Source organism: Burkholderia sp. IO2 (assembly GCF_029522185.1).
In the GTDB taxonomy this organism is placed as follows: Bacteria; Pseudomonadota; Gammaproteobacteria; order Burkholderiales; family Burkholderiaceae; genus Burkholderia; species Burkholderia cenocepacia.
On record NZ_JAKWFH010000007.1, the window covers coordinates 1 to 21,084 of the forward strand.

A 21,084-nucleotide genomic window follows, 5' to 3' on the forward strand; every position below is an offset into this window, starting at 1 on the left:
GCGTTCGCCGGCTTCGTACCGGCCGGCGCGGCCGCCGCAGCCGCACCGCCCTGCGCACCGCTCGTCGCCGCAACCGGCACGGCGGCCGGCGGCGGCGCATAGCGATCGGCCGCCCCGCGCAACGCCAGCGCGCGATCGCGCACCGGCTGCAGCTGCAGGTCGGCGCTCGACATCGCATACGCGGTGCCGCGCGTCGTGTCGTACACGGCCTTCAGCAGCAGCACTTCGTCCTTGCGCCACGTGAGCCAGCGGCGCTGGCTGTCCTGCCAGCCGCGCTTCGCGTCGGCCGGCGCGTCCTTCAACAGGCGCTGGTACGCGCCGTCCATCACTGTCTGCCACTGCTGCTGCGCTTCGCCCATGCACTGGATCTGGCCGGCCGGCGACGACCGGTCGCGCCGCGCGAGACACTGCCGCATCGCGACGTCGATCGGGTCGGCCGCCGCGACTTCCGCATGGGCGACGCCCGCGCCCGCGAGCCCCGCCAATCCTGCCGTCCAGACGACGAGCGCGGCCAGCGCCGCGCGCATCGCCCGGAGTCGTCCGTGCGTCGCCATCAGTCGCGCACGCAGTCGACGAAGTACTCGACGCGGCCGTTCACCTCTTCCGCGACGAGGCCGTGGATGTCGGTGTGGAAGCCCGGGAAGCGCTCGTTGAAGTCGCGCGCGAACCGCAGGTAGTTCACGATCGTCTTGTTGAAGCGCTCGCCCGGAATCAGCAGCGGAATACCCGGCGGGTACGGCGTGAGCAGGATGCTCGTCACGCGGCCTTCGAGCTCGTCGAGCGGCACGCGGTCGATCTTGCGGTGCGCGAGCTTCGCGAACGCGTCCGACGGCTTCATCGCCGGCTCCATGTCCGACAGGTACATCTCCGTCGTCAGGCGGGCGATGTCGTTCGCGCGGTACACGTCGTGGATCTGCGTGCACAGGTCGCGCAGGCCGACACGCTCGTAGCGCGGATGCTGCGCGACGAATTCCGGCAGCACGCGCCACAGCGGCTGGTTGTTGTCGTAGTCGTCCTTGAACTGCTGCAGCTCGGTCACCATCGAGTTCCAGCGGCCCTTCGTGATGCCGATCGTGAACATGATGAAGAACGAGTACAGGCCGGTCTTCTCGACGATGATCCCGTGCTCGGCCAGGTACTTCGTGACGATCGCGGCCGGAATGCCGGTCTCGCCGAACTCGCCGTCGACGTCGAGCCCCGGCGTGATGATCGTCGCCTTGATCGGGTCGAGCATGTTGAAGCCTTCCGCGAGCGGGCCGAAGCCGTGCCAGTGGTCGTTCGGCTTCAGCATCCAGTCCTCGCGCGAACCGATGCCTTCCTCGGACAGGTTGTCCGGGCCCCACACGCTGAAGAACCAGTCGTCGCCGTACTCGGCGTCGACCTTGCGCATCGCGCGGCGGAAGTCGATCGCCTCGGCGATCGATTCCTCGACGAGCGCGGTGCCGCCCGGCGGCTCCATCATCGCGGCCGCGACGTCGCACGACGCGATGATCGCGTATTGCGGGCTCGTCGACGTGTGCATCAGGTACGCCTCGTTGAAGCGGTGCTTGTCGAACGTGCGGTTCTCCGAATCCTGCACGACGATCTGCGACGCCTGCGAGATGCCCGCGAGCAGCTTGTGCGTCGAGTGCGTCGCGAACACGAGCGCGCCCGTGCGCGGCCGGCCGTCGCCGATCGCGTGCATGTCGCGATAGAAATCGTGGAACGTCGCGTGCGGCAGCCACGCTTCGTCGAAGTGCAGCGTGTCGAGCAGGTCGCCGAGCAGGTCCTTGATCATCTCGACGTTGTAGACCACGCCGTCGTACGTGCTTTGCGTGATCGTCAGGATGCGCGGCTTCATGTCCGGGTTCTCGCGCAGCGCCTCGCGCGCGAACGGGTTCGCCTCGATCTTCTTGCGGATGTTCTCCGGCTTGAATTCGTCGCGCGGGATCGGCCCGATGATGCCGAAATGGTTGCGCGTCGGCGTGAGGAACACGGGGATCGCGCCCGTCATCGTGATCGCGTGCAGGATCGACTTGTGGCAGTTGCGGTCGACCAGCACGATGTCGCCGGGCGCGACCGTCGCGTGCCAGACGATCTTGTTCGACGTCGACGTGCCGTTGGTCACGAAGAACAGGTGGTCGGCGCTGAAGATGCGCGCCGCATTGCGTTCGGACGCCGCGACCGGGCCGGTGTGGTCGAGCAGCTGGCCGAGTTCGTCCACCGCGTTGCACACGTCCGCGCGCAGCATGTTCTCGCCGAAGAACTGGTGGAACATCTGGCCGAGCGGGTTCTTCAGGAACGCGACGCCGCCCGAGTGGCCCGGGCAGTGCCACGAGTACGAGCCTTCGTCCGCGTACTTGACGAGCTCCTTGAAGAACGGCGGCGCGAGCGAATCGAGATAGACCTTCGCTTCACGGATGATGTGGCGCGCGACGAATTCCGGCGTGTCCTCGAACATGTGGATGAAGCCGTGCAGTTCGCGCAGGATGTCGTTCGGCAGATGGCGCGACGTGCGCGTCTCGCCGTACAGGAAGATCGGGATGTCCGCGTTGCGGCGGCGCACTTCGGTGACGAACGCGCGCAGCTCGATGATCGCGGTCGCGAGCTCGGGCAGCTCGCCGTCCGGGCCGGTTTCGCCGAGCATGAGTTCGTCGTCGTCGATCGACAGGATGAAGCACGACGCGCGGCTCGATTGCTGCGCGAACGACGTCAGATCGCCGTAGCTCGTGAGGCCGAGGACTTCGACGCCCTCCTTCTCGATCGCTTCGGCCAACGCCCGGATGCCGGAGCCCGAGATGTTCTCGGAGCGGAAATCTTCGTCGATGATGACGACGGGGAAACGAAACTTCATGGGCGATTCTCCAAAAAGAACGACCGCGGCGCGTCACGCGCAGCGGTCACCCGGAAACTGGTGAGACGTTATGCAACCAGATCAGGTTTTCGGCAGCGTGACACCGCGCTGCCCCTGATACTTGCCGCCGCGATCGGCGTACGACACGTCGCACACCTCGTCGCTTTCGAAGAAGAGCACCTGCGCGACGCCTTCGTTCGCGTAGATCTTCGCGGGCAACGGCGTGGTGTTCGAGAATTCCAGCGTGACGTAGCCTTCCCACTCGGGTTCGAACGGCGTCACGTTGACGATGATCCCGCAGCGCGCGTAGGTCGACTTGCCGAGGCAGACGGTGAGCACGGTGCGCGGGATGCGGAAATATTCGACGGTGCGGGCCAGCGCGAACGAGTTCGGCGGGATGATGCACACGTCGCCCTTGAAATCGACAAACGAACCCTCGTCGAAGTTCTTCGGATCGACGATCGTCGAGTTGATGTTGGTGAAGATCTTGAATTCGTCCGCGCAGCGGATGTCGTAGCCGTAGCTCGACGTGCCGTAGCTGACGATCCGGCGGCCGTCCTCGGACGCGCGCACCTGATCGGGCACGAACGGCTCGATCATCTTGTGCTCTTCGGCCATGCGCCGAATCCATTTGTCGGACTTGATGCTCATGCCAGCCTCCGCAGGGCCGTCCCGAGGAGGCTGGCCGTCCCCTCGGGGGACAGCGAACGAAGTGAGCGTTGGGGTCGTTTCATATCAGGGCGCCTGGAAACGCTGCGTGACGGTCAGGGAGGGCCGCTCGCGCAAGGCGGCGGCCGGGAAAGGCGGACATTTTACGCGATCATCGGCTCGCGCACGCGGCAGCCGTCAACGGATCACGCCGCAGGCCAGCGCGGGCCCCGCGCCATGCTGCGCAAACGCCGGGTCGCTCGCGTCGCGATGCACCAGCGCCGCACGGTTCATCGCCGAGCGCACGCCATCGAGGGCCAGATCGGGTGCGACGATGAAGCCGGCCGCGACGCCGTTCGCATCCGCATGAATGTTGCCGAGATCGCCGGCGACGCGCGCGCCGGCGCGCAGCCGGTCGGCGGCCGGCGCGAACACCTGGCCGGCGCTCGAGCCGTCGCCCGCGTTGCAGTCGCCGCGTTCGTGCACCTGCAGCGCGTGATCGCTGTTCGGCGGCAGGCCGACCAGGTTGTAGGTGACCTGCACGCCGTCCGGGCGCTCGACGAACGTCACCGCACCGCGCGCCTGCGAGCCGACCGTCGGCTGCAGCTGGGCGTCGGCCCGTTTTTCGTGCGACGAGGAAAAGGAGGTACAGCCGGCCAGCAGGCCCAGCGCGGCGGCGGCCAGCAGCGCGCGCTGCGCGCGGCCGGCGCGCACGCCGTGATGTCGTTGTTTCATTCGATCCTCATGCCGGCTGACGGCCGTTTGACACGGCGGCCGCGCCGGGCGGGTAAAGGGACCCGGGAAAAGTCGCCATGATACCGCGCCTCGCGGCGCCGTAAACAGCGTGAGGCCCCGCCCCGCAAGGGTTTTACGTATTTTGAACAACGATCGACGGGAACTTCGACGTCATGTCGCGCGATCGCTCTGCAATCGCCAGCGCCACCCCGCGCGCGATGTCGCGGTAACGACGCGCGAGCGCGCCGTCCGGCTCGGCCGCGACCGTCGGCGTGCCGCTGTCGGCGCGCTCGCGGATCGCGATGTCGAGCGGCAGGCTGCCGAGCACGTTCACGCCGTAATCCTGCGCCATCCGCTCCGCCCCGCCCGCGCCGAAGATGTGCTCTTCGTGGCCGCAGTTCGAGCAGATGTGGATGCTCATGTTCTCGACGATGCCGAGGATCGGAATCCCGACCTTCTCGAACATCTTCAGCCCCTTCTTCGCGTCCAGCAGCGCGATGTCCTGCGGCGTCGTGACGATCACCGCGCCGGTGACGGGCACGCGCTGCGCGAGCGTGAGCTGGATGTCGCCCGTGCCGGGCGGCATGTCGACGATCAGGTAGTCGAGCTCGCGCCAGTTGGTCTGGCGCAGCAGCTGCTCGAGCGCCGACGTCGCCATCGGGCCGCGCCACACCATCGGGTTGTCTTCCTCGATCAGGAAGCCGATCGAGTTCGCCTGCAGCCCGTGGCCGACCAGCGGGTTCATCGACTGGTTGTCGGGCGACTCGGGGCGCTGGCCGTGGATGCCCAGCATCGTCGGCAGCGACGGGCCGTAGATGTCGGCGTCGAGAATGCCGACCGACGCGCCTTCCGCGGCCAGCGCCAGCGCGAGGTTCACGGCCGTCGTGCTCTTGCCGACGCCGCCCTTGCCCGACGCGACCGCGACGATGTTCTTCACATTCGGCAACAGCTTCACGCCGCGCTGCACCGTATGCGCGACGATCTCCTGCGACACGGCGACGCGCGCGTCGCGCACGCCCGGCACGGCCTGGAGCGCCGCGGCGACGCGTGCACGCACGTCGTCGTGCTGGCTGCGCGCCGGATAACCGAGCACCACGTCGAGCGCCACGACATCGCCGTCGATCGCGACGTTGCGCACGCCCTTGTTCGCCGCGTACGGGCGGCCGGTATTGGGGTCGACGACTGCCGCCAGCGCGGCGTCGACTTGTGCCCGGTCAATGCTCATCGAAACTCCGTGAAAACGTTTTTCTCGCGCGCAAACGTCAAAAAATATCAAATTACGCTGCGAAAATCGGGAAAAGTGAAAGAATCTGTTGCACGCCATTGCGCGAACGCGCGACCCGGCGCACTCTTCGCGTGCGGCACGCTATAGGGCCAAATCGGCCACTAACCGCCTATATTGTAGAGGCTGACGCGTCGCGCTGTCCGAACAGCCACGCTGACGGACAGGGCATGCGACCGCCTCGGCGGCTGCCGCGAGCGCAGGCCGGCCTTCCTTTTTCGGACGGCCCGCACAGGGAGCCGTAACTGTTGTTTGTCGTCGTTGTCGACTCGTTCAACCAAGAGAGGAATCCAAGATGAACATGAAAATCGCGACTCGCCTGTCCGTATTCGCACTCGCCGGCGCACTGCTGGCAGGCTGCGCCACGCAGCAAGGCAACAATACGGCCGTCGGCACCGGCACGGGTGCGGCGCTGGGCGCGGGGATCGGCGCGCTGGCCGGTGGCGGCAAGGGCGCGGCGATCGGCGCGGGCGTCGGCGCACTGGTCGGTGGCGTGACGGGTTACAACTGGCAAGCGATCAAGAACAAGCTCGCACCGTCGGCAGCGCAGACGGGCACGCAGGTGACCGAGCAGCCGGACGGCTCGCTGAAGCTGAACGTGCCGAGCTCGGTCACGTTCGCGACGAACCAGTACGCGATCACGCCGGCGTTCACGCCGCTGCTGAACGACCTCGCGACGACGCTGAACCAGAACCCGCAAGTGACGGCATCGATCGTCGGCTACACGGACAGCACGGGCTCGGCCCAGCTGAACCAGACGCTGTCGCAGAATCGCGCGCAAAGCGTCGTGAACGCGCTCGTGCAGCGCGGCGTGAACGGCGGCCGCCTGTCGGCGCAAGGCATGGGCGCATCGAACCCGATCGCGGACAACGCGACCGAAGCCGGCCGCGCACAGAACCGCCGCGTCGAGATCTACCTGCGCGCACCGCAACAGCATCAGTAAGCGCGACCACGAGAGGAATCGTGCGGGCAGCCTGCCCGCACAGCCCCGCCTGGCAAGGCTTTGGGCGGGGCCGGTAACAAATCGAAAAAATTTTCGAACTTCTGTCGCAGGCCGTGGTCAGTATTTACGGTACGCGGCTGGTGTTGCCGGCGCGTCACCATTCTCCTCTTGTCGTTGTTGCTCCGGGGCCGTATCCGCCCCGGTTTTTTTTGCCCGGAGAATTCGTGCTGCGCTGCAGCACAACGTCGCCGGGCATGCCGTGTGTGCGGCCTCACCCCTTCCGCCGCCCGGTCCGCGGCGCCGGCCCGCCGCGCTGGCCCGCGCCCCTGCTAGAATCGCAGTTTCCCGTCGTTTTTCCCGCTGTTCTTCTCCAGACCCTATGTCCGCATCCGACCTCACTTCCGTGCAGGCTGCGGCGCCGCAAGGCAGCCGCCAGATCCTCGTTACGTCCGCACTGCCCTATGCCAACGGGCAGATCCACATCGGCCACCTGGTCGAGTACATCCAGACCGACATCTGGGTGCGGGCGCTGCGAATGCATGGCCATGAGGTCTACTACATCGGCGCCGACGATACGCACGGCACGCCGATCATGCTGCGCGCGGAGAAGGAAGGCCTGACCCCGAAGCAGCTGATCGACCGCGTGTGGACCGAGCACAAGCGCGACTTCGACAGCTTCGGCGTGTCGTTCGACAACTTCTACTCGACCGATTCGGACGAGAACCGCGTGCTGAGCGAGAAGATCTATCTCGCGCTGCAGGAAGCCGGCCTGATCGCCGAGCGCGAAATCGAGCAGGCGTACGATCCGGTCAAGGAAATGTTCCTGCCGGACCGCTTCATCAAGGGCGAGTGTCCGAAGTGCCACGCGAAGGACCAGTACGGCGACAACTGCGAAGTGTGCGGCTCGACCTACCTGCCGACCGAACTGCTGAACCCGTATTCGGTCGTGTCCGGCGCGACGCCGGTGCGCAAGACCTCGAAGCACTACTTCTTCCGCCTGTCCGACCCGCGCTGCGAATCGTTCCTGCGCGAATGGGTGAGCGGCCTCGCACAGCCCGAAGCGACCAACAAGATGCGCGAATGGCTCGGCGACGCGGGCGAAGCCAAGCTCGCCGACTGGGACATCTCGCGTGACGCGCCGTACTTCGGCTTCGAGATCCCGGGCGCGCCCGGCAAGTATTTCTACGTGTGGCTCGATGCGCCGGTCGGCTACTACGCGAGCTTCAAGAACCTGTGCGAGCGCAACGGCATCGATTTCGATGCGTGGATCCGTCCCGGCTCGAAGGCCGAGCAGTACCACTTCATCGGCAAGGACATCCTGTACTTCCACACGCTGTTCTGGCCCGCGATGCTCGAGTTCTCGGGCCACCGCACGCCGACCAACGTGTTCGCGCACGGCTTCCTGACCGTCGACGGCGCGAAGATGTCGAAATCGCGCGGCACGTTCATCACCGCGCAGAGCTACATCGACACCGGCCTGAACCCGGAGTGGCTGCGCTACTACTTCGCCGCGAAGCTGAACGCGACGATGGAAGACATCGACCTGAACCTCGACGACTTCCAGGCGCGCGTGAACAGCGATCTCGTCGGCAAGTACGTGAACATCGCGAGCCGCGCGGCCGGCTTCCTGATCAAGCGTTTCGACGGCCGCGTGCAGGACAGCGCGATGAATCATCCGCTCGTCGCGAAGCTGCGCGATGCGATTCCGCAGATCGCCGCGAGCTACGAAGCGCGCGAATACGGCCGCGCGCTGCGCCACACGATGGAGCTCGCGGACGAAGTGAACGCATACGTCGACGGCGCGAAGCCGTGGGATCTCGCGAAGGATCCGGCCAACGCGGTCGCGCTGCACGAAACCTGCAGCGTGAGCCTCGAGGCCTTCCGCCTGCTGTCGCTCGCGCTGAAGCCGGTGATGCCGCGCGTCGCCGCAGCGGTCGAGGCGTTCTTCGGGATCGCGCCGCTCGCGTGGGCCGATGCCGCGAAGCCGCTGTCGTCGGCGCAGCCGATCAAGGCGTACCAGCACCTGATGACGCGCGTCGATGCGAAGCAGATCGAAGCGCTGCTCGCCGCGAACCGCGATTCGCTGCAGGCCGATGCAGCCGGCGCGGCCGCCGGCGGCGCCAATGCTGCGAAGGACGCGAAGAGCAACGCCAAGGCGAACGCGAAGCCGGCCGTCGTGAACGGCGCCGACGACGCGCCGATCTCGATCGACGATTTCGCGAAGATCGACCTGCGCATCGCGAAGATCGTCGCGTGCCAGGCGGTCGAAGGGTCGGACAAGCTGCTGCAGCTCACGCTCGACGTCGGCGAGGAAAAGACCCGCAACGTGTTCTCGGGCATCAAGTCCGCGTACCAGCCCGAGCAGCTCGTCGGCAAGCTGACCGTGATGGTCGCGAATCTCGCGCCGCGCAAGATGAAGTTCGGCCTGTCCGAAGGGATGGTGCTCGCCGCGTCGGCCACCGACGAGAAGGCGGAACCGGGCCTCTACATCCTCGAACCGCACAGCGGCGCGAAGCCCGGCATGCGCGTGAAGTAAGCAGAACGCACTGCTGCCGCCGCAAAAAAGCCCCGCACGATGTCGAATCGTGCGGGGCTTTTTTATCGCTGCCCGGTAAGCCGCATCCGCCGTCACCGCTGCCCGAACCAGCGATCGAAGCGCCGCGTGTAGTTCAGGTCGACGCCCTGGAACGTGCCGCCGTACGCGGACACCGACCAGAAGCGCGTCAGGTTGATCGTCGCCTTGAACGCGTTGCTCGCCGATTGCAGCCCCTGCTCGAAGCCGAGCACGAACCGCTCGTTGATCGCCTTCGACACCAGCACGACCTGCGGATCGGTCAGGCCGACTTCGCTGCGGCCGACCGACACCTCGTCGAGGCCGAAGGTCTGCGCGACGCGCTTGCCGGTCACGCTGCCGAGCAGCCCGAGCGCCGCCGTCATCGCGCCCTGCTGGCCGACGTTGTTGCCCTGGTCGGTGCCGTGCCCGAACAGCAGCCACGACAGCTTTTCGTTGTCGGTGACGTTCGGCTCCGACACGAGCTTGACCGTCGGCGACTGGATCGTGCCCGTCACCTGCACGCCGGCCTCGACCTCCTGGTTGCGCCGCATCGCGAGGATGTTGACGCCCGGGTTCGATACCGGGCCGTTGAACGTGAAGAAGCCGTTCTCGATCGCGAGCTTGCGGCCGAACGTCGTGTACGTCGAACCTTCGGTCACACGCACGTTGCCGACCGCGCGCAGCGGCACGCCCGGCGCGCTCATCACGGTGATCGTGCCGCGCAGCCCCAGATCCGCGCCGTGCCCCTTGAAGCGGAAGTTGTTGCCGAGCCCGACGTCGATGTTCGCGCGCGGCGCGAGCGATGGCGCCGGTTTGTCCTCGACCGCCTTCGGCTTCGCGACCGCGGTGCCGGTCGGCGTCTCGCCGCGCACCGTGCCGTCCGGCTGCACGATCACGACGTCGTCCGACAGGTGCGGCGCCGATTGCTCGGGCAGGTCGAACAGCGCGCGGTCGACCACGAACTTGCCGTCGATCGACAGCGCGCCGCGCGGCCCGTCGTTCGCGACGGTGGCCTTGCCCGACAGCGACAGCTTGCGATCGGGCGCCGCGAACAGTTCGAGCTTGTCCGCGACGATGCTCGCGGTCAGGTCCGGCGCCTCGCCGTCGAGGCGCACGCGGCCGAGCGCGCGCAGCGTGCCGTCGCCGCCGTGAAATTCGACCTGCTGGAATTCGACGAGGTTATCCGACAGCTTCACGCGCACGATGCCGTCCTTCAGCTGCACGCCCTGGTCGATCAGCGTCGCGGACAGCTCGTCGCCCGTCAGCGTCCCCGACAGGTTCGGTTTCACCGGCGTGCCGGAAACCGTCAGCTTCAGCGCCGCGCGCCCGCCGAGCAGGTAGCTCGGCCCGAACAGGTTGCCGGTGGTCTTCAGCGCCGGGATGTCGGCATCGATGCGGCCCGACAGCGGACCGTCGTCGACGATGCCGAACACGCCGTCGCGCAACGCGAACGGCACCGTGACGTTCGCGTCGAGCGTGCCGATCCGGCTCGCCTTCGCGAGCGCCGTCACGTTGAGCCGGTTGCCGGGCGCGAAGCTCGCCCGGGCGGACAGATCGGTCAGGCCGAGCGACGCGATGCCGCGCCCGCTCTCGATCGTCAGGTCGCCGCCGCGGCGCTTCACCTGCACGTGGCCCGTCGCGTTCGCACCGAGCGAGAAATCCCAATCGGCATCGAGCACGACGTCGGTCCGCACCGGCGGCCGCTGGCCGGTCAGCGCCTGGCGCACCTCGAGGAAACGCGCGACCGATGCACCGGTCACGGTGCCCGCCGAGCGCATCTGGCCGCGATCGAACACGAACGATTTCAGGTCGATCGCCGCGCCTTCGAGCGTGAGCCGCGTCGCGCCGAGCGTCACGCGACCGGCGCCGGCCGATATCGTCAACGGCGCCTGCAGCGCGAGCGCCGGCGTGCCGCGATTCGCGAGACGCGTGACGGTGCCGTCCCAGCGCATGCCGTCGCGGTTCTCGACCACGCCGCCGTTCGCCGCGAGCGTCAGGTCGATCACGCGGCCGCTGGCCATCCCGAGCGCCGACGCGTCGAGCGTGTGCTTCGCGCGCGTGCCGTCGAGGTTCGCGCGCAACGACTTCAGCTTGAACGAGCCGAGCGCGATGTCGGCCGCGTCGGCCGTGAACACGAGCGCGCCGTGCGCGCCGTCGCGGATGTCCGCGCGACCCTGGGCGGTGCCGATCCGGTTCGAGCCGACGACGACGTGCTCGGCCTTGTAGGTCGCCGTCACGTTCGGATGCGCGAAGCTGCCGGTCAGGTCGCCCTGCGCCTGCACGAGTCCTTCGATGCCGAAGCCGAGGCGGTCGAGCTGCGGCGCGTCGACGACGAAACGCAGCCGGTCGCCGGGTGCGCCGAAGCTGCCGCGCAGGTCGACGTGGTTGCCGGCGATCGACAGGTTCGCGTTGCTCGGCAGGATGCGCGAGCCGGCGAGCTGCACGACGCCGGCGCCGGTCAGCGGCACGCCGTCGTACAGGCTGTCGGCGAGCTTGAAGGTCGCCTTCGTCGAGACCTGCGGCGCGAACGCGCCCGACGCGGTCAGCGTGCCCGACACGCGCGTTTCGCCGCGCTTGGCCGGGGCCCTGGCGGCCTTCGCCGGCGCCTTGCCGCCGCCCGCCTTCGGCGCACTCATCGCGGCGAGCAGCAGCGGATCGAACGCGGTCAGCGTCGCCTTCGCGTCATAGCTCGAGTGCGCGTCGTGGCGGAACACGCCCGTCAGGTCGATGCGTCCCTTGGCCGCAGTCACGCGCGTATCGGTCAGCACGGTCTGCTGCTGCGTGAGCGCGACCTTGGCGCGCGCGCCCAGCGCGAGCTTCGGATCGTTCAGGTTGAAATCGACGGTCGTCACGTCGCCCGCGAGCGTCACGCCGAGCGGGCCGCCGAGGCGCATCGGCCGCAGTTCGGCGACGAACGCGTTCAGGTCGAGGTTCGCGACCTTCAGATCGAAGCGGCCCTTGCCGCCCGTGAGCGTGCCGCCGCCCGTCACGCTGCCGTCGCGGATCAGCTTCAGCGCGAGGCCGTCGATCCGTTGCGCGTGCGCGTCGAGATGCACGGTCGCATGCGCGTCGATCACCGGCAGCAGATGGTCGCCGAGCGTACCGGGTTTCGCGTTGACGATCGACACCGGGCCCGTCACCGCGAAGCCCTTCGCGGGCGCCGAGCCTGCCGGCGCGGTCACCGGTGCGAGTTCGGCGCGCACCGCGAGATCGGCCGCGGGCGCACCGGGCGACAGTGCCTGCGGGTTCACGTGGTCGAACGCGAGCGACGCGCGCGTGAGGGGCACCGTGCCGAATGGCGCGGCCTCGACGTGCGCGCGCCCGTTCAGCTTCATCCCGCTCGCGTCGACCTCGGCGACGAGCGCCTCCAGCGAGCCCGACACGCGGGCCCGCGCGTCGACCGCTTCGTCGGACAGCTTGCCTGCGTAGGCGGCTTCGCCCGTCAGCGCGAACGGCTTCACCCCGTCGAGCTTCGCGCGCGCGGTCAGCGCGCCGTACGGCGTATCGACGCCGTCGAGCACGAGTTCATGGTGACGGCCGTCGCTGCGGCCGTTCAGCGCGAGATGGTCGAGCTGCGTCGTCGAGCCGCCTTCGTGAATCGCGAGGCGATCGACGCGCAGGTCGTCGATCCGCACCTGCAGCGGCAGGCTCAGGTCCTGCGGCGTCGTACTCGGCGTCGACGGCCCCGGCGCGATCCGCACGTCGATCGTGCCGGCGCGCAGATAGGCGATGGACAGCCGCCACGGCGCACGCGTCAGTGCCCAGCGGCCGTCGAGCCGGTCGATGCGGACATCGGTGCCGGTGCCGTCGGGGCTGGTCCACGCGAACCCGCGCAACCGCACGCCGGTCGCGAGCGAGCCGCCTTCGAGCGTGCCCGCGAGCCGTGTCCCGAGCACCTTGCCGGCCACCTGCCACGCGAGTCGCGTCCCGCGCTCGGTCGTCACCGCGCCGGCCACGAGCCCCACTGCCAGCACGACGAGCAGCACGACCGTCGCAAGCGTCCACGCGACGACACGCCACGCACGGCCACGGCGCGGCGCGCGCGGCGGCGTGTCGGGCGCACCGTCGGGCGAATCCGGATCGTGAGGCGGCGGCGTGTCGTTCGGGTCCTTCGTCATGCGGTTCGTCGTGCGGGTCGTCAGGTCGTCAATAGGGCGGCAGGTTCAGAAAGCGATGCCGAGCGTCAAATACGGGCGCACGCTGTGGTTGCGCAGGCCGTACGCGACGTCGACGTTGATCGGGCCGACCGGGCTGCGCCAGCGCGCACCGATGCCCACGCCCGGGTAAAACACGCGCTCGCCCCACGCATCGGTCGCGGTGCCGATGTCGAAGAACGTCGCGGCGCCCCAGTCGCGGTTGAACCAGTGCTGGTATTCGGCCGTACCCGTCATCAGGTACTTGGTCGGCAGAACGGAGCCGTCGACGCTGTTGCCGATGCTCTGGTAGCCGTAGCCGCGCACCGAGTTCGAGCCGCCGGCGCGGAACAGCAGCGACGCCGGCACGCCGGTCGAGCTGCCGCTCGTAAACACGCCGCCGAGCTCCGCGCGGAACACGAACAGGTCGCGCTTGCCGATCGGCAGGTATTGCTGCCCGCGCGCGTAGCCGCGGATGAAGGTCTCGTCGGCCAGCACGCCCTTGACCGCGAAGCCGGCCTCCGCATGAATCAGGTTGCCCGAGCGCGGAAACAGCGGATCGTCGACGTTGCGGCGGGTCCACGCCCATTGCGGCACGAGCGCGCGGCTCGTGGTCGGCCCCGCGCCGTTCTGGTCGAGCCGATCCTGGTAGTACATCAGCGAATACGAATAGTCGATGAACTGCCCGGTGCGCGTACGCTGCACGCCGACCCGCGCGCTGTAGATGCGGGTGTCCGACACGTTGGTGTTCGTGTACGACGCAAGCACGCTGTTGGTCCAGCCCTTCTCGCCCGGCGGCATCGACAGCTGGACCTGCCCGTACTGCTGGATCTGGTCGAGCCGGCCCGAGACGGTCAGCGGCCACGCGGCGCCGAACGTGTCGAGATACGTATAGGAGCCTTGTACGTGCGGCCCCGTATCGGTGGCGAAGCCGACGCCGCCGCGGATGTTGTTGTACGGGAACTCGCTGACCTTCACGTGCACGGGCGTGCGCTCGGGCTTCGACGTATCGTCGCCGACGTCGATCGCGACGCTCGCGTAGTACGGCGTGTTCTGCAGCTGCCGCTGCAATTCCGCGATCCGCTGCACGTCGTAGATCTCGCCTTCCGACAACGGATTGACGTTCGTGACGATCTTTTCCGGATAACGACGCACGCCGTCGACATCAACCTTGCCGATCGTGAACGTCGGGCCGCTGTCGAACGTGACCGCGAGTGTCGCACGCTGCGTGCGCGGATCGATGCGCGCCTCGGACGACGCGATCTTCGCGCCGAGATAGCGGCGCGCCTGCAGTTGCCGCAGCGCCGCGCCCTTCGCGCTGTCCCAGTCGGACTGCGTGAACGGGTCGCCCGGCTTCATCGAGAACGCGAAACGGGTGGCGGTCTCCTGCTTCGGATCCTCGGTCTCGACCGGCCCCTTGAACGTCAGGTCGACCGTCGACACGACGGTCTGCTTGCCCGGGTCGACGGCGATGCGCACGTCGCGCTTGCCGTCGCGCGTGCGCACGTCGGTGCGCACGACCGGCGAGAAATAGCCGGCCGTCGCGGCCAGGTCGCGCACCTGCTGCGGCGTGGCGGTCACGAGGAAGTCGAACTGGTCGTCGCTGATGTCGTCGCGCTTCGCGAAGCGCGCGATGTCGAGATGGGTCTTGAGGAGCTTGCGGATCGAGCGCGGCGCGTCGATGTCGACGTCGTACTTCGCGTGGGCCGGCACCGCGAAGCACGCGGCCAGGCAACCCGCGAGGGCCGCCCGCGCGACGCGGGCCGCGGCGCCGGCGCGAGCGCGTGCCGCGCGCGGGCCCGCGTCATGCGCCGTGTATGCTTGCTGGTTCGACTGCCCCGCCAAATATGACCTCGCCGTCCTGGATTGTCACGGTTTCGTGGAAAACCCTGTATTTGACCACAGGGCGCGGGCGTCACAGCCAAACGATTGTGAAAGAGTGCTAGGCGCCGGCCCGCGGTTTCGACGCGCGATTGGCGCCGGCTGTTCCCCGTGATGCGGTAAAATCCCGCCATCGCGAATCCGGCGCATCGTGCGCCGCCCGAAACGGAAGATCCAGCCATGCCGTACCAGTCCGACGTCACGCAGTTCCTGAACCAGCTCAAGCAGCAGAAGCCGACGCTCGAAGAAGAGCAGCGCAAGGGCCGTTCCCTGCTGTGGGACAAGCAGCCGATCGATCTCGAAGAGCGCGCCGAGCAGCAGGAATCGCGCGTGAAGCAAACGCCGTACGTCTACTACCAGAACTTCTGACGACGTGAGCGCCGCCGACGAGGCCAGCGCCGCCCGGCAGGACGACGCGATCGCCGCGCCCGCGGGCGCCGATTCGACGCCCGACACGGTCGACGGTGTCGCGGCGTTCGCTCGCCTGTACGGCGAGCCGCTCTTCAAGCTGCCGCAGGACCTCTACATCCCGCCCGATGCGCTCGAGGTGTTCCTCGAGACGTTCGAAGGCCCGCTCGACCTGCTGCTGTACCTGATCCGCAAGCAGAACTTCAACGTGCTCGACATCCCGATGGCGCAGGTCACCGCGCAATACCTCGGCTACGTCGACCAGATCCGCGCGTCGAACCTCGAGCTCGCGGCCGAGTACCTGCTGATGGCCGCGATGCTGATCGAGATCAAGTCGCGGATGCTGCTGCCGGTCAAGAAGGCCGACACCGGCGAGGAAGCCGAGGATCCGCGCGCCGAACTCGTGCGCCGGCTGCTGGAGTACGAGCAGATGAAGCTCGCCGCGCAGCGGCTCGACCAGCTGCCGCAGCTCGGCCGCGATTTCCTGCGCGCCGAGGTGTACATCGAGCAAAGCGTCACGCCGCGCTTTCCCGACGTGAATTCGGACGACCTGCGCGCCGCGTGGGCCGACGTGCTCAAGCGCGCGAAGCTCGTCCAGCACCACAAAATCTCCCGCGAGGAGCTGTCGGTGCGCGAACACATGAGCCTGATCCTGCGCCGGCTGCAGAACGCGCGCTTCATGGAGTTCGCCGACCTGTTCGACACGTCGCGCGGCGTGCCGGTCGTCGTCGTGAACTTCATCGCGATGCTCGAACTCGCGCGCGAATCGCTGCTCGAGATCACGCAGGCCGAGCCGTTCGCGCCGATCTACGTGCGTCTCGCGTACCTGCCCGCATAAGGGCCGCCCCCGTCGCCTCCCGTTCCCGGTTCGCTCCGACGCTCGCCGCTTCGCCGCGGCGGGTGGCCGTCCGGCGCGTATCCGACACGTATCCGGCAAGCCTCGATAAAAAGTGAACGATCGTTCTTTTATCGATGCGTCGCGCGGCCAAATCCTCTACAATCCGCCGACGCCCGATGCGCCGCCCGCGCGCCGGCGTTCTCCGCTTCGACCCCGACGCCGCTGCTGCGGCGCCAACGCGCGCCTGCGCGAGGAACCCGCTACCCGATCATGAAAGTCATCAGCTCGATCCAGGAACTGCGCGACCAGCTGCGCGGACAGAACCGCACGGCGTTCGTGCCGACCATGGGCAACCTGCACGAAGGGCACCTGTCGCTGATGCGCCTCGCGCGCCAGCACGGCGACCCGGTCGTGGCGAGCATCTTCGTCAACCGGCTGCAATTCGGCCCGAACGAGGATTTCGACAAGTACCCGCGCACGCTCCAGGACGATATCGAGAAGCTGCAGCAGGAAAACGTGTACGTGTTGTTCGCGCCGACCGAGCGCGACATGTACCCTGAGCCGCAGGAATACCGCGTGCTGCCGCCGGACGATCTCGGCGGGATTCTCGAAGGCGAGTTCCGGCCAGGCTTCTTCGCCGGCGTGTGCACGGTCGTCACGAAACTGATGTCCTGCGTGCAGCCGCGCGTCGCCGTGTTCGGCAAGAAGGATTACCAGCAGTTGATGATCGTGCGCCGCATGTGCCAGCAGCTCGCGCTGCCGGTCGAGATCATCGCGGCCGAGACCGTGCGGGATGAGGACGGCCTCGCGCTGTCGTCGCGCAACCGCTACCTGACGCCCGACGAGCGCAGGGAAGCGCCCGAGCTGGCGAAAACGCTGCAGCGCGTGCGCGACAGCGTGCTCGGCGGCGAGCGCGACCTCGGCAAGCTCGAGCAGCACGCGCACACGCACCTGGCCGAACGCGGCTGGGCGCCCGACTACATCGCGATCCGCCGCCGCGCGAACCTGATCGCACCGAGCGCCGCCGAACTCGAAGCCGGCGAGCCGCTCGTCGTGCTCGCGGCCGCGAAACTCGGCGCGACACGCCTCATCGACAACCTGGAAATCTGACGGGCGGCCCGCCCGCGCCTCTCACGACGCATCACGGAGACACCATGCAGCGCCACATGCTCAAATCGAAGATCCACCGCGCGGCGGTCACGCACTGCGAACTGCACTACGAAGGTTCGTGCGCGATCGACGAAGACCTGCTCGAAGCGGCGGGCCTCATCGAAAACGAACGGATCGACATCTGGAACATCAACAACGGCGAGCGTTTCTCGACGTACGCGATCAAGGGCGAGCGCGGCAGCGGGATGATCTCGCTGAACGGCTCGGCCGCGCGCCGCGCGCAGCTCGGCGACCTCGTGATCATCGCGGCGTTCGCGATGGTCGACGAAGCCGAGCTGCAGGCCGGCTGGAAGCCGAAGCTCGTGTTCATCGACGAAGGCAACAAGATCAAGGGCCACCGCGATCACGTGCCGACGCAGAACTGGACGTGACCTGAGCGGCATGCCCGCGTGCCGTGGCGCGCGGTGCAGCGATGCCGCTGGCGACCGAAGGGCCGGATACCGTGCGCGACGGGATCCGGCCCTTTCTCATTGGAGGTCGCATCGGCCGGACGGCCGGGCGTTCAGGACGCTGCCTTGGCGGCCTTCTCGGCCTTCGGCGCGCGGCGTTCGGCCCATTCGACGATCGGCCGCCACTGTTCGAGATCCTTCTCGACGCGGCTTTTCGCGACGTCCCACAGCGTCAGGCCGTGCGCGGCGATCTGCACGTAGTTCTGCGTGTCGCGCACGTAGCCGAGCACCGGCAGGCCGAGCCCCTCGACGAACCGGTGCAGCTGGTCGGACGAGCGCGTGCGCGCGTCGACCCGCATCCCGACGATCCCGACCTCGACGCTGCCCTTGCGCACGGCCTTCTCGCCGGCGAGGCGCTCCAGAAACTGCTGGGTCGCGAGAATATCGAACATCGACGGCTGCAGCGGCACGATCACCTTGTCGGCCAGTTGCAGCGCGACGTTGAGCCGCGTGCCGTGCAGGCCGGCCGGCGTATCGATCACCGCATATTCCAGCCCGCGCGGCGGCTTCGACGGCGCCTCCGGATCGAGTTCCCACGCCTCGATCGCCGGCAAGCCAGCCGGCCGCAGGTCGAGCCACGCATGCGCGGACTGCTGCCGGTCCAGGTCGGCCAGCGCGACCCATGCGCCTTGCGCCGCGAAATAGCCGGCTAGATTGGTGGACAGCGTGCTCTTGCCCACGCCGCCCTTCGGATTCGCCACCACGATGACCGTCATGAATTCCCCCGAAAAAGCCGCGCGGCGCCGGCCGTATGGCAGGCGCCGCTCGATTGCGGATACAGGGAGCGATGATATCGGCAAACGGGGTGTCACCGGAACCGGTCACGCCGAACCGCGTGCCGGTTTCGTCGGCTTTCCGTCAGGTCATGCGCGCTGGAGCGCGGCCTCCCGCGTGCCGAGCGCGAACGCGCCGCCGCCCAGCAGGGCCTGCACGGCCAGCGTGACGGCCCAGAACGCCGGATATTCCCAGCCGCCGTGCGGCGATGCGAAGCTCCAGCCGTTCGGCAGATGCGCGGCGACCGCGCCGAGCATGAACGGCAGCAGCACCAGCGCGGCGATGCGCACGCGGACCCCCGCGAGCAGCGCCAGGCCGCCCGCCAGTTCGACGAACGTGGTCAGGTAGGCGAGCCAGCCCGGCAGGCCGATCGACGCGAAGAACTGCACGGTGCCGGGCAACGTGAAAACAAAGACCTTCTGTGCGACGTGCGCGAGGTACAGCACGCCGAGGGCGACGCGCAGCAGCGTCGCGGCGAAATCGTTCAGGCGGTTGGCGTTCATGACGGATTCCTTCGTGAGTGGATGGGAGTGAATCGCACTCTATTCGAATCGATTCAGCCGATAAACACGCAATCTCGCTTAAATTGATTCCATTTAAGAACGAATTGAATCGCAAAAAAGAGCATGACCGATCATGCCCCGCATCCCGCTCAGTAACCGCTCTTGCCTTGCGTGGCGTCGCCGCCGGACTGGCCACCGCCCGGCGCATACGAATCGCACGCCTGCGCCACCGCCGACACGCCCAGCAGCACCGCGAGCAGGACGCCCCACCACCGTCGAGCCCTCTCGTCGCCCTCCTTCGGGCGGACCTCCGCCCTCCTCTGTTGTACGCGATCGAGCGGAAAAAGCGAGGGCCGGCCTCAACGAAACTCGGCGTACAGCGCGTCGAGGTCGAGGTGCGCGGCGAACGTGTCGGCCAGCCGTTCCAGCGAAGCCTCGCGCAGCGCCGGGTAGTCGATGCGGGCCGCGCCGTCGAGCCCCGCCCACGCGAGCAGCGCCGCGCAGGCGTCGGGCGCGTCGAACAGCCCGTGCACGTAGGTCGCGAGAATCTGGCCGTCGGCCGACAGCGCGCCGTCGGGACGCACGCCCTCCCGCACGCCGTCCCGCGCGGCATCGGCGGCCAGCATCAGCGCGGGCGTCTCGAGCGCCGGCCCGCGCGTGTCGCCCATGTGAATCTCGTAGCCGCGCACGGCGGCCGCGCCCGGCAGCGCGAGTTGCCCGGTCACGTTCTTCAGCGTCTTGTCGGGTTGCAGCGTCGTGTCGAAATCGAGCAGCCCGAGCCCCGGCACGCTGCCGGGTGCGCCTTCGAGGCCGAGCGGATCGTCGAGCGTGCGGCCGAGCATCTGCATGCCGCCGCAGATGCCGATCACCTTGCCGCCGTAGCGCAGATGGCGCCGGATCAGCGCGTCCCAGCCCGCGTCGCGCAGCCACGCGAGGTCGCGCTGCACGCTCTTCGAACCGGGCAGGATCAGCAGGTCGGCGTCGGGCACGGGGCCGCTCTTCCAGTACGTGAATTCGACCTGCGGATGCGCGCGTAGCGGATCGAAATCGGTGTGGTTGCTGATGCGCGGCAGCGCGGGCACCACCACGCGCAGCACGCCGGCATCGCCCCGTGCGGCGGCGCTGCGCGCCTGCGCGGGCAGCATGTCCTCCGCGTCGAGCAGCAGCCCGTGCAGATACGGCAGCACGCCGAACACCGGCTTGCCCGTCCGCGCGCGCAGCCAGTCGAGCCCTGGTTCGAGCAGCTTGAGGTCGCCGCGGAAGCGGTTGATCACGAAGCCGCGCACACGTGCGCGCTCGCTGTCCGACAGACATGCGAGCGTGCCGACCAGATGCGCGAACACGCCGCCGCGATCGATGTCGGCGACGAGCACGACCGGGCAGTCGACCCGCTCGGCAAACCCCATGTTCGCGATGTCGCCATCGCGCAGGTTGATCTCGGCCGGACTGCCGGCGCCTTCGACGATCACCGTGTCGTAACCGGCGCGCAGGCGCGCGTACGATTCGAGCACCGCATCGAACGCGACCGGCTTGTAGTCGTGATACGCCCGCGCGTCGAGGTTCATGCGCGCCTTGCCGTGAATGATCACCTGCGCGCCGCGGTCGCTCGTCGGTTTCAGCAGCACCGGATTGAAATCCGTATGCGGCGCAACGCCGGCGGCCAGCGCCTGCAGCGCCTGCGCACGGCCGATCTCGCCGCCATCGGCCGTCACCGCGCTGTTGAGCGCCATGTTCTGCGGCTTGAACGGGGCCACGCGCGCGCCGCCGCGGCGCGCGAGGCGGCACAGGCCCGCGACGAGCGTGCTCTTGCCCGCGTCGGACGTCGTGCCCTGGATCATCAGCGTGCCGCGCGGCCGCGGCTCGGGTGCATTCATCGTGTCAAAGGTCGTCGCGAAGCAAAGGCGGCATTATCGCCCGCGCCGGGTCGTGCGCG

Annotated in this window: 16 protein-coding genes; 6 read left to right on the forward strand and 10 right to left on the reverse strand. The window is 68.2% G+C overall.

Annotated elements, in window-relative coordinates; translation table 11 throughout:
• The 5 genes from MMB92_RS05935 to apbC all read right to left on the reverse strand — a co-directional run.
• A partial coding sequence (locus MMB92_RS05935) for a lysozyme inhibitor LprI family protein (protein ID WP_277562596.1) occupies positions 1-554 on the reverse strand: 554 nt, incomplete at its 3' end.
• Positions 554-2,833: an arginine/lysine/ornithine decarboxylase gene (locus tag MMB92_RS05940; RefSeq protein WP_006497175.1), complete on the reverse strand. Its 2,280-nt coding sequence runs from the start codon at positions 2,831-2,833 to the stop codon at positions 554-556. The genes MMB92_RS05940 and MMB92_RS05935, both read right to left, overlap by 1 nt.
• Positions 2,834-2,914: 81 nt before the next feature.
• Positions 2,915-3,484, reverse strand: a complete 570-nt coding sequence (gene dcd / locus MMB92_RS05945; RefSeq protein WP_006398615.1) for a dCTP deaminase — start codon at positions 3,482-3,484, stop codon at positions 2,915-2,917.
• Between the two features lie 195 nt (positions 3,485-3,679).
• Positions 3,680-4,216 (reverse strand): superoxide dismutase [Cu-Zn], encoded by a 537-nt coding sequence (sodC, locus tag MMB92_RS05950; protein ID WP_006493653.1) that lies wholly within the window; start codon positions 4,214-4,216, stop codon positions 3,680-3,682.
• Positions 4,217-4,349: 133 nt separating this feature from the next.
• Complete coding sequence (gene apbC, locus MMB92_RS05955; RefSeq protein ID WP_006485416.1) at positions 4,350-5,441, reverse strand: iron-sulfur cluster carrier protein ApbC; 1,092 nt, start codon at positions 5,439-5,441, stop codon at positions 4,350-4,352.
• A gap of 352 nt (positions 5,442-5,793) precedes the next feature.
• On the opposite strand from apbC, the gene MMB92_RS05960 reads away from it, so the two are divergent.
• Together MMB92_RS05960 and metG are read left to right on the forward strand one after the other, a co-directional pair.
• Positions 5,794-6,441, forward strand: a complete 648-nt coding sequence (locus MMB92_RS05960; RefSeq protein WP_006485420.1) for an OmpA family protein — start codon at positions 5,794-5,796, stop codon at positions 6,439-6,441.
• 379 nt (positions 6,442-6,820) lie between these two features.
• A complete protein-coding gene (gene metG / locus MMB92_RS05965; protein ID WP_006493649.1) occupies positions 6,821-8,977 on the forward strand; it encodes a methionine--tRNA ligase in 2,157 nt (718 codons plus the stop codon).
• Positions 8,978-9,069: 92 nt separating this feature from the next.
• On the opposite strand, the gene MMB92_RS05970 is transcribed toward metG, so the two are convergent.
• Positions 9,070-13,113, reverse strand: coding sequence for a translocation/assembly module TamB domain-containing protein (locus MMB92_RS05970; RefSeq protein WP_277562597.1), 4,044 nt, complete (start codon positions 13,111-13,113; stop codon positions 9,070-9,072).
• 45 nt (positions 13,114-13,158) lie between these two features.
• Positions 13,159-14,973, reverse strand: a complete 1,815-nt coding sequence (locus MMB92_RS05975; protein WP_062911226.1) for an autotransporter assembly complex family protein — start codon at positions 14,971-14,973, stop codon at positions 13,159-13,161.
• A gap of 216 nt (positions 14,974-15,189) precedes the next feature.
• Between MMB92_RS05975 and MMB92_RS05980 the strand changes: the two genes are divergently transcribed.
• The 4 genes from MMB92_RS05980 to panD all read left to right on the forward strand — a co-directional run bounded on the left by MMB92_RS05980 (position 15,190) and on the right by panD (position 17,796).
• A complete protein-coding gene (locus MMB92_RS05980) occupies positions 15,190-15,378 on the forward strand; it encodes a DUF3460 family protein (protein WP_006484044.1) in 189 nt (62 codons plus the stop codon).
• A gap of 4 nt (positions 15,379-15,382) precedes the next feature.
• Positions 15,383-16,255 (forward strand): ScpA family protein, encoded by an 873-nt coding sequence (locus MMB92_RS05985; RefSeq protein WP_006478106.1) that lies wholly within the window; start codon positions 15,383-15,385, stop codon positions 16,253-16,255.
• A gap of 270 nt (positions 16,256-16,525) precedes the next feature.
• Positions 16,526-17,365 carry a pantoate--beta-alanine ligase gene (gene panC, locus MMB92_RS05990; protein WP_006496102.1) on the forward strand — a complete coding sequence of 280 codons (840 nt, stop codon included), beginning with the start codon at positions 16,526-16,528 and terminating at the stop codon, positions 17,363-17,365.
• A 44-nt stretch (positions 17,366-17,409) separates the two neighbouring features.
• Complete coding sequence (gene panD / locus MMB92_RS05995; protein WP_006484038.1) at positions 17,410-17,796, forward strand: aspartate 1-decarboxylase; 387 nt, start codon at positions 17,410-17,412, stop codon at positions 17,794-17,796.
• A 131-nt stretch (positions 17,797-17,927) separates the two neighbouring features.
• On the opposite strand, the gene MMB92_RS06000 is transcribed toward panD, so the two are convergent.
• The 3 genes from MMB92_RS06000 to MMB92_RS06010 all read right to left on the reverse strand — a co-directional run bounded on the left by MMB92_RS06000 (position 17,928) and on the right by MMB92_RS06010 (position 21,025).
• Positions 17,928-18,590: a ParA family protein gene (locus tag MMB92_RS06000; RefSeq protein WP_058901709.1), complete on the reverse strand. Its 663-nt coding sequence runs from the start codon at positions 18,588-18,590 to the stop codon at positions 17,928-17,930.
• A gap of 147 nt (positions 18,591-18,737) precedes the next feature.
• Entirely contained in the window at positions 18,738-19,151 is a 414-nt protein-coding gene (locus MMB92_RS06005) for a DoxX family protein (RefSeq protein ID WP_058901710.1), read from the reverse strand.
• Between the two features lie 359 nt (positions 19,152-19,510).
• Positions 19,511-21,025 (reverse strand): cobyric acid synthase, encoded by a 1,515-nt coding sequence (locus MMB92_RS06010; RefSeq protein ID WP_058901711.1) that lies wholly within the window; start codon positions 21,023-21,025, stop codon positions 19,511-19,513.
• Positions 21,026-21,084 lie beyond the last annotated feature (59 nt).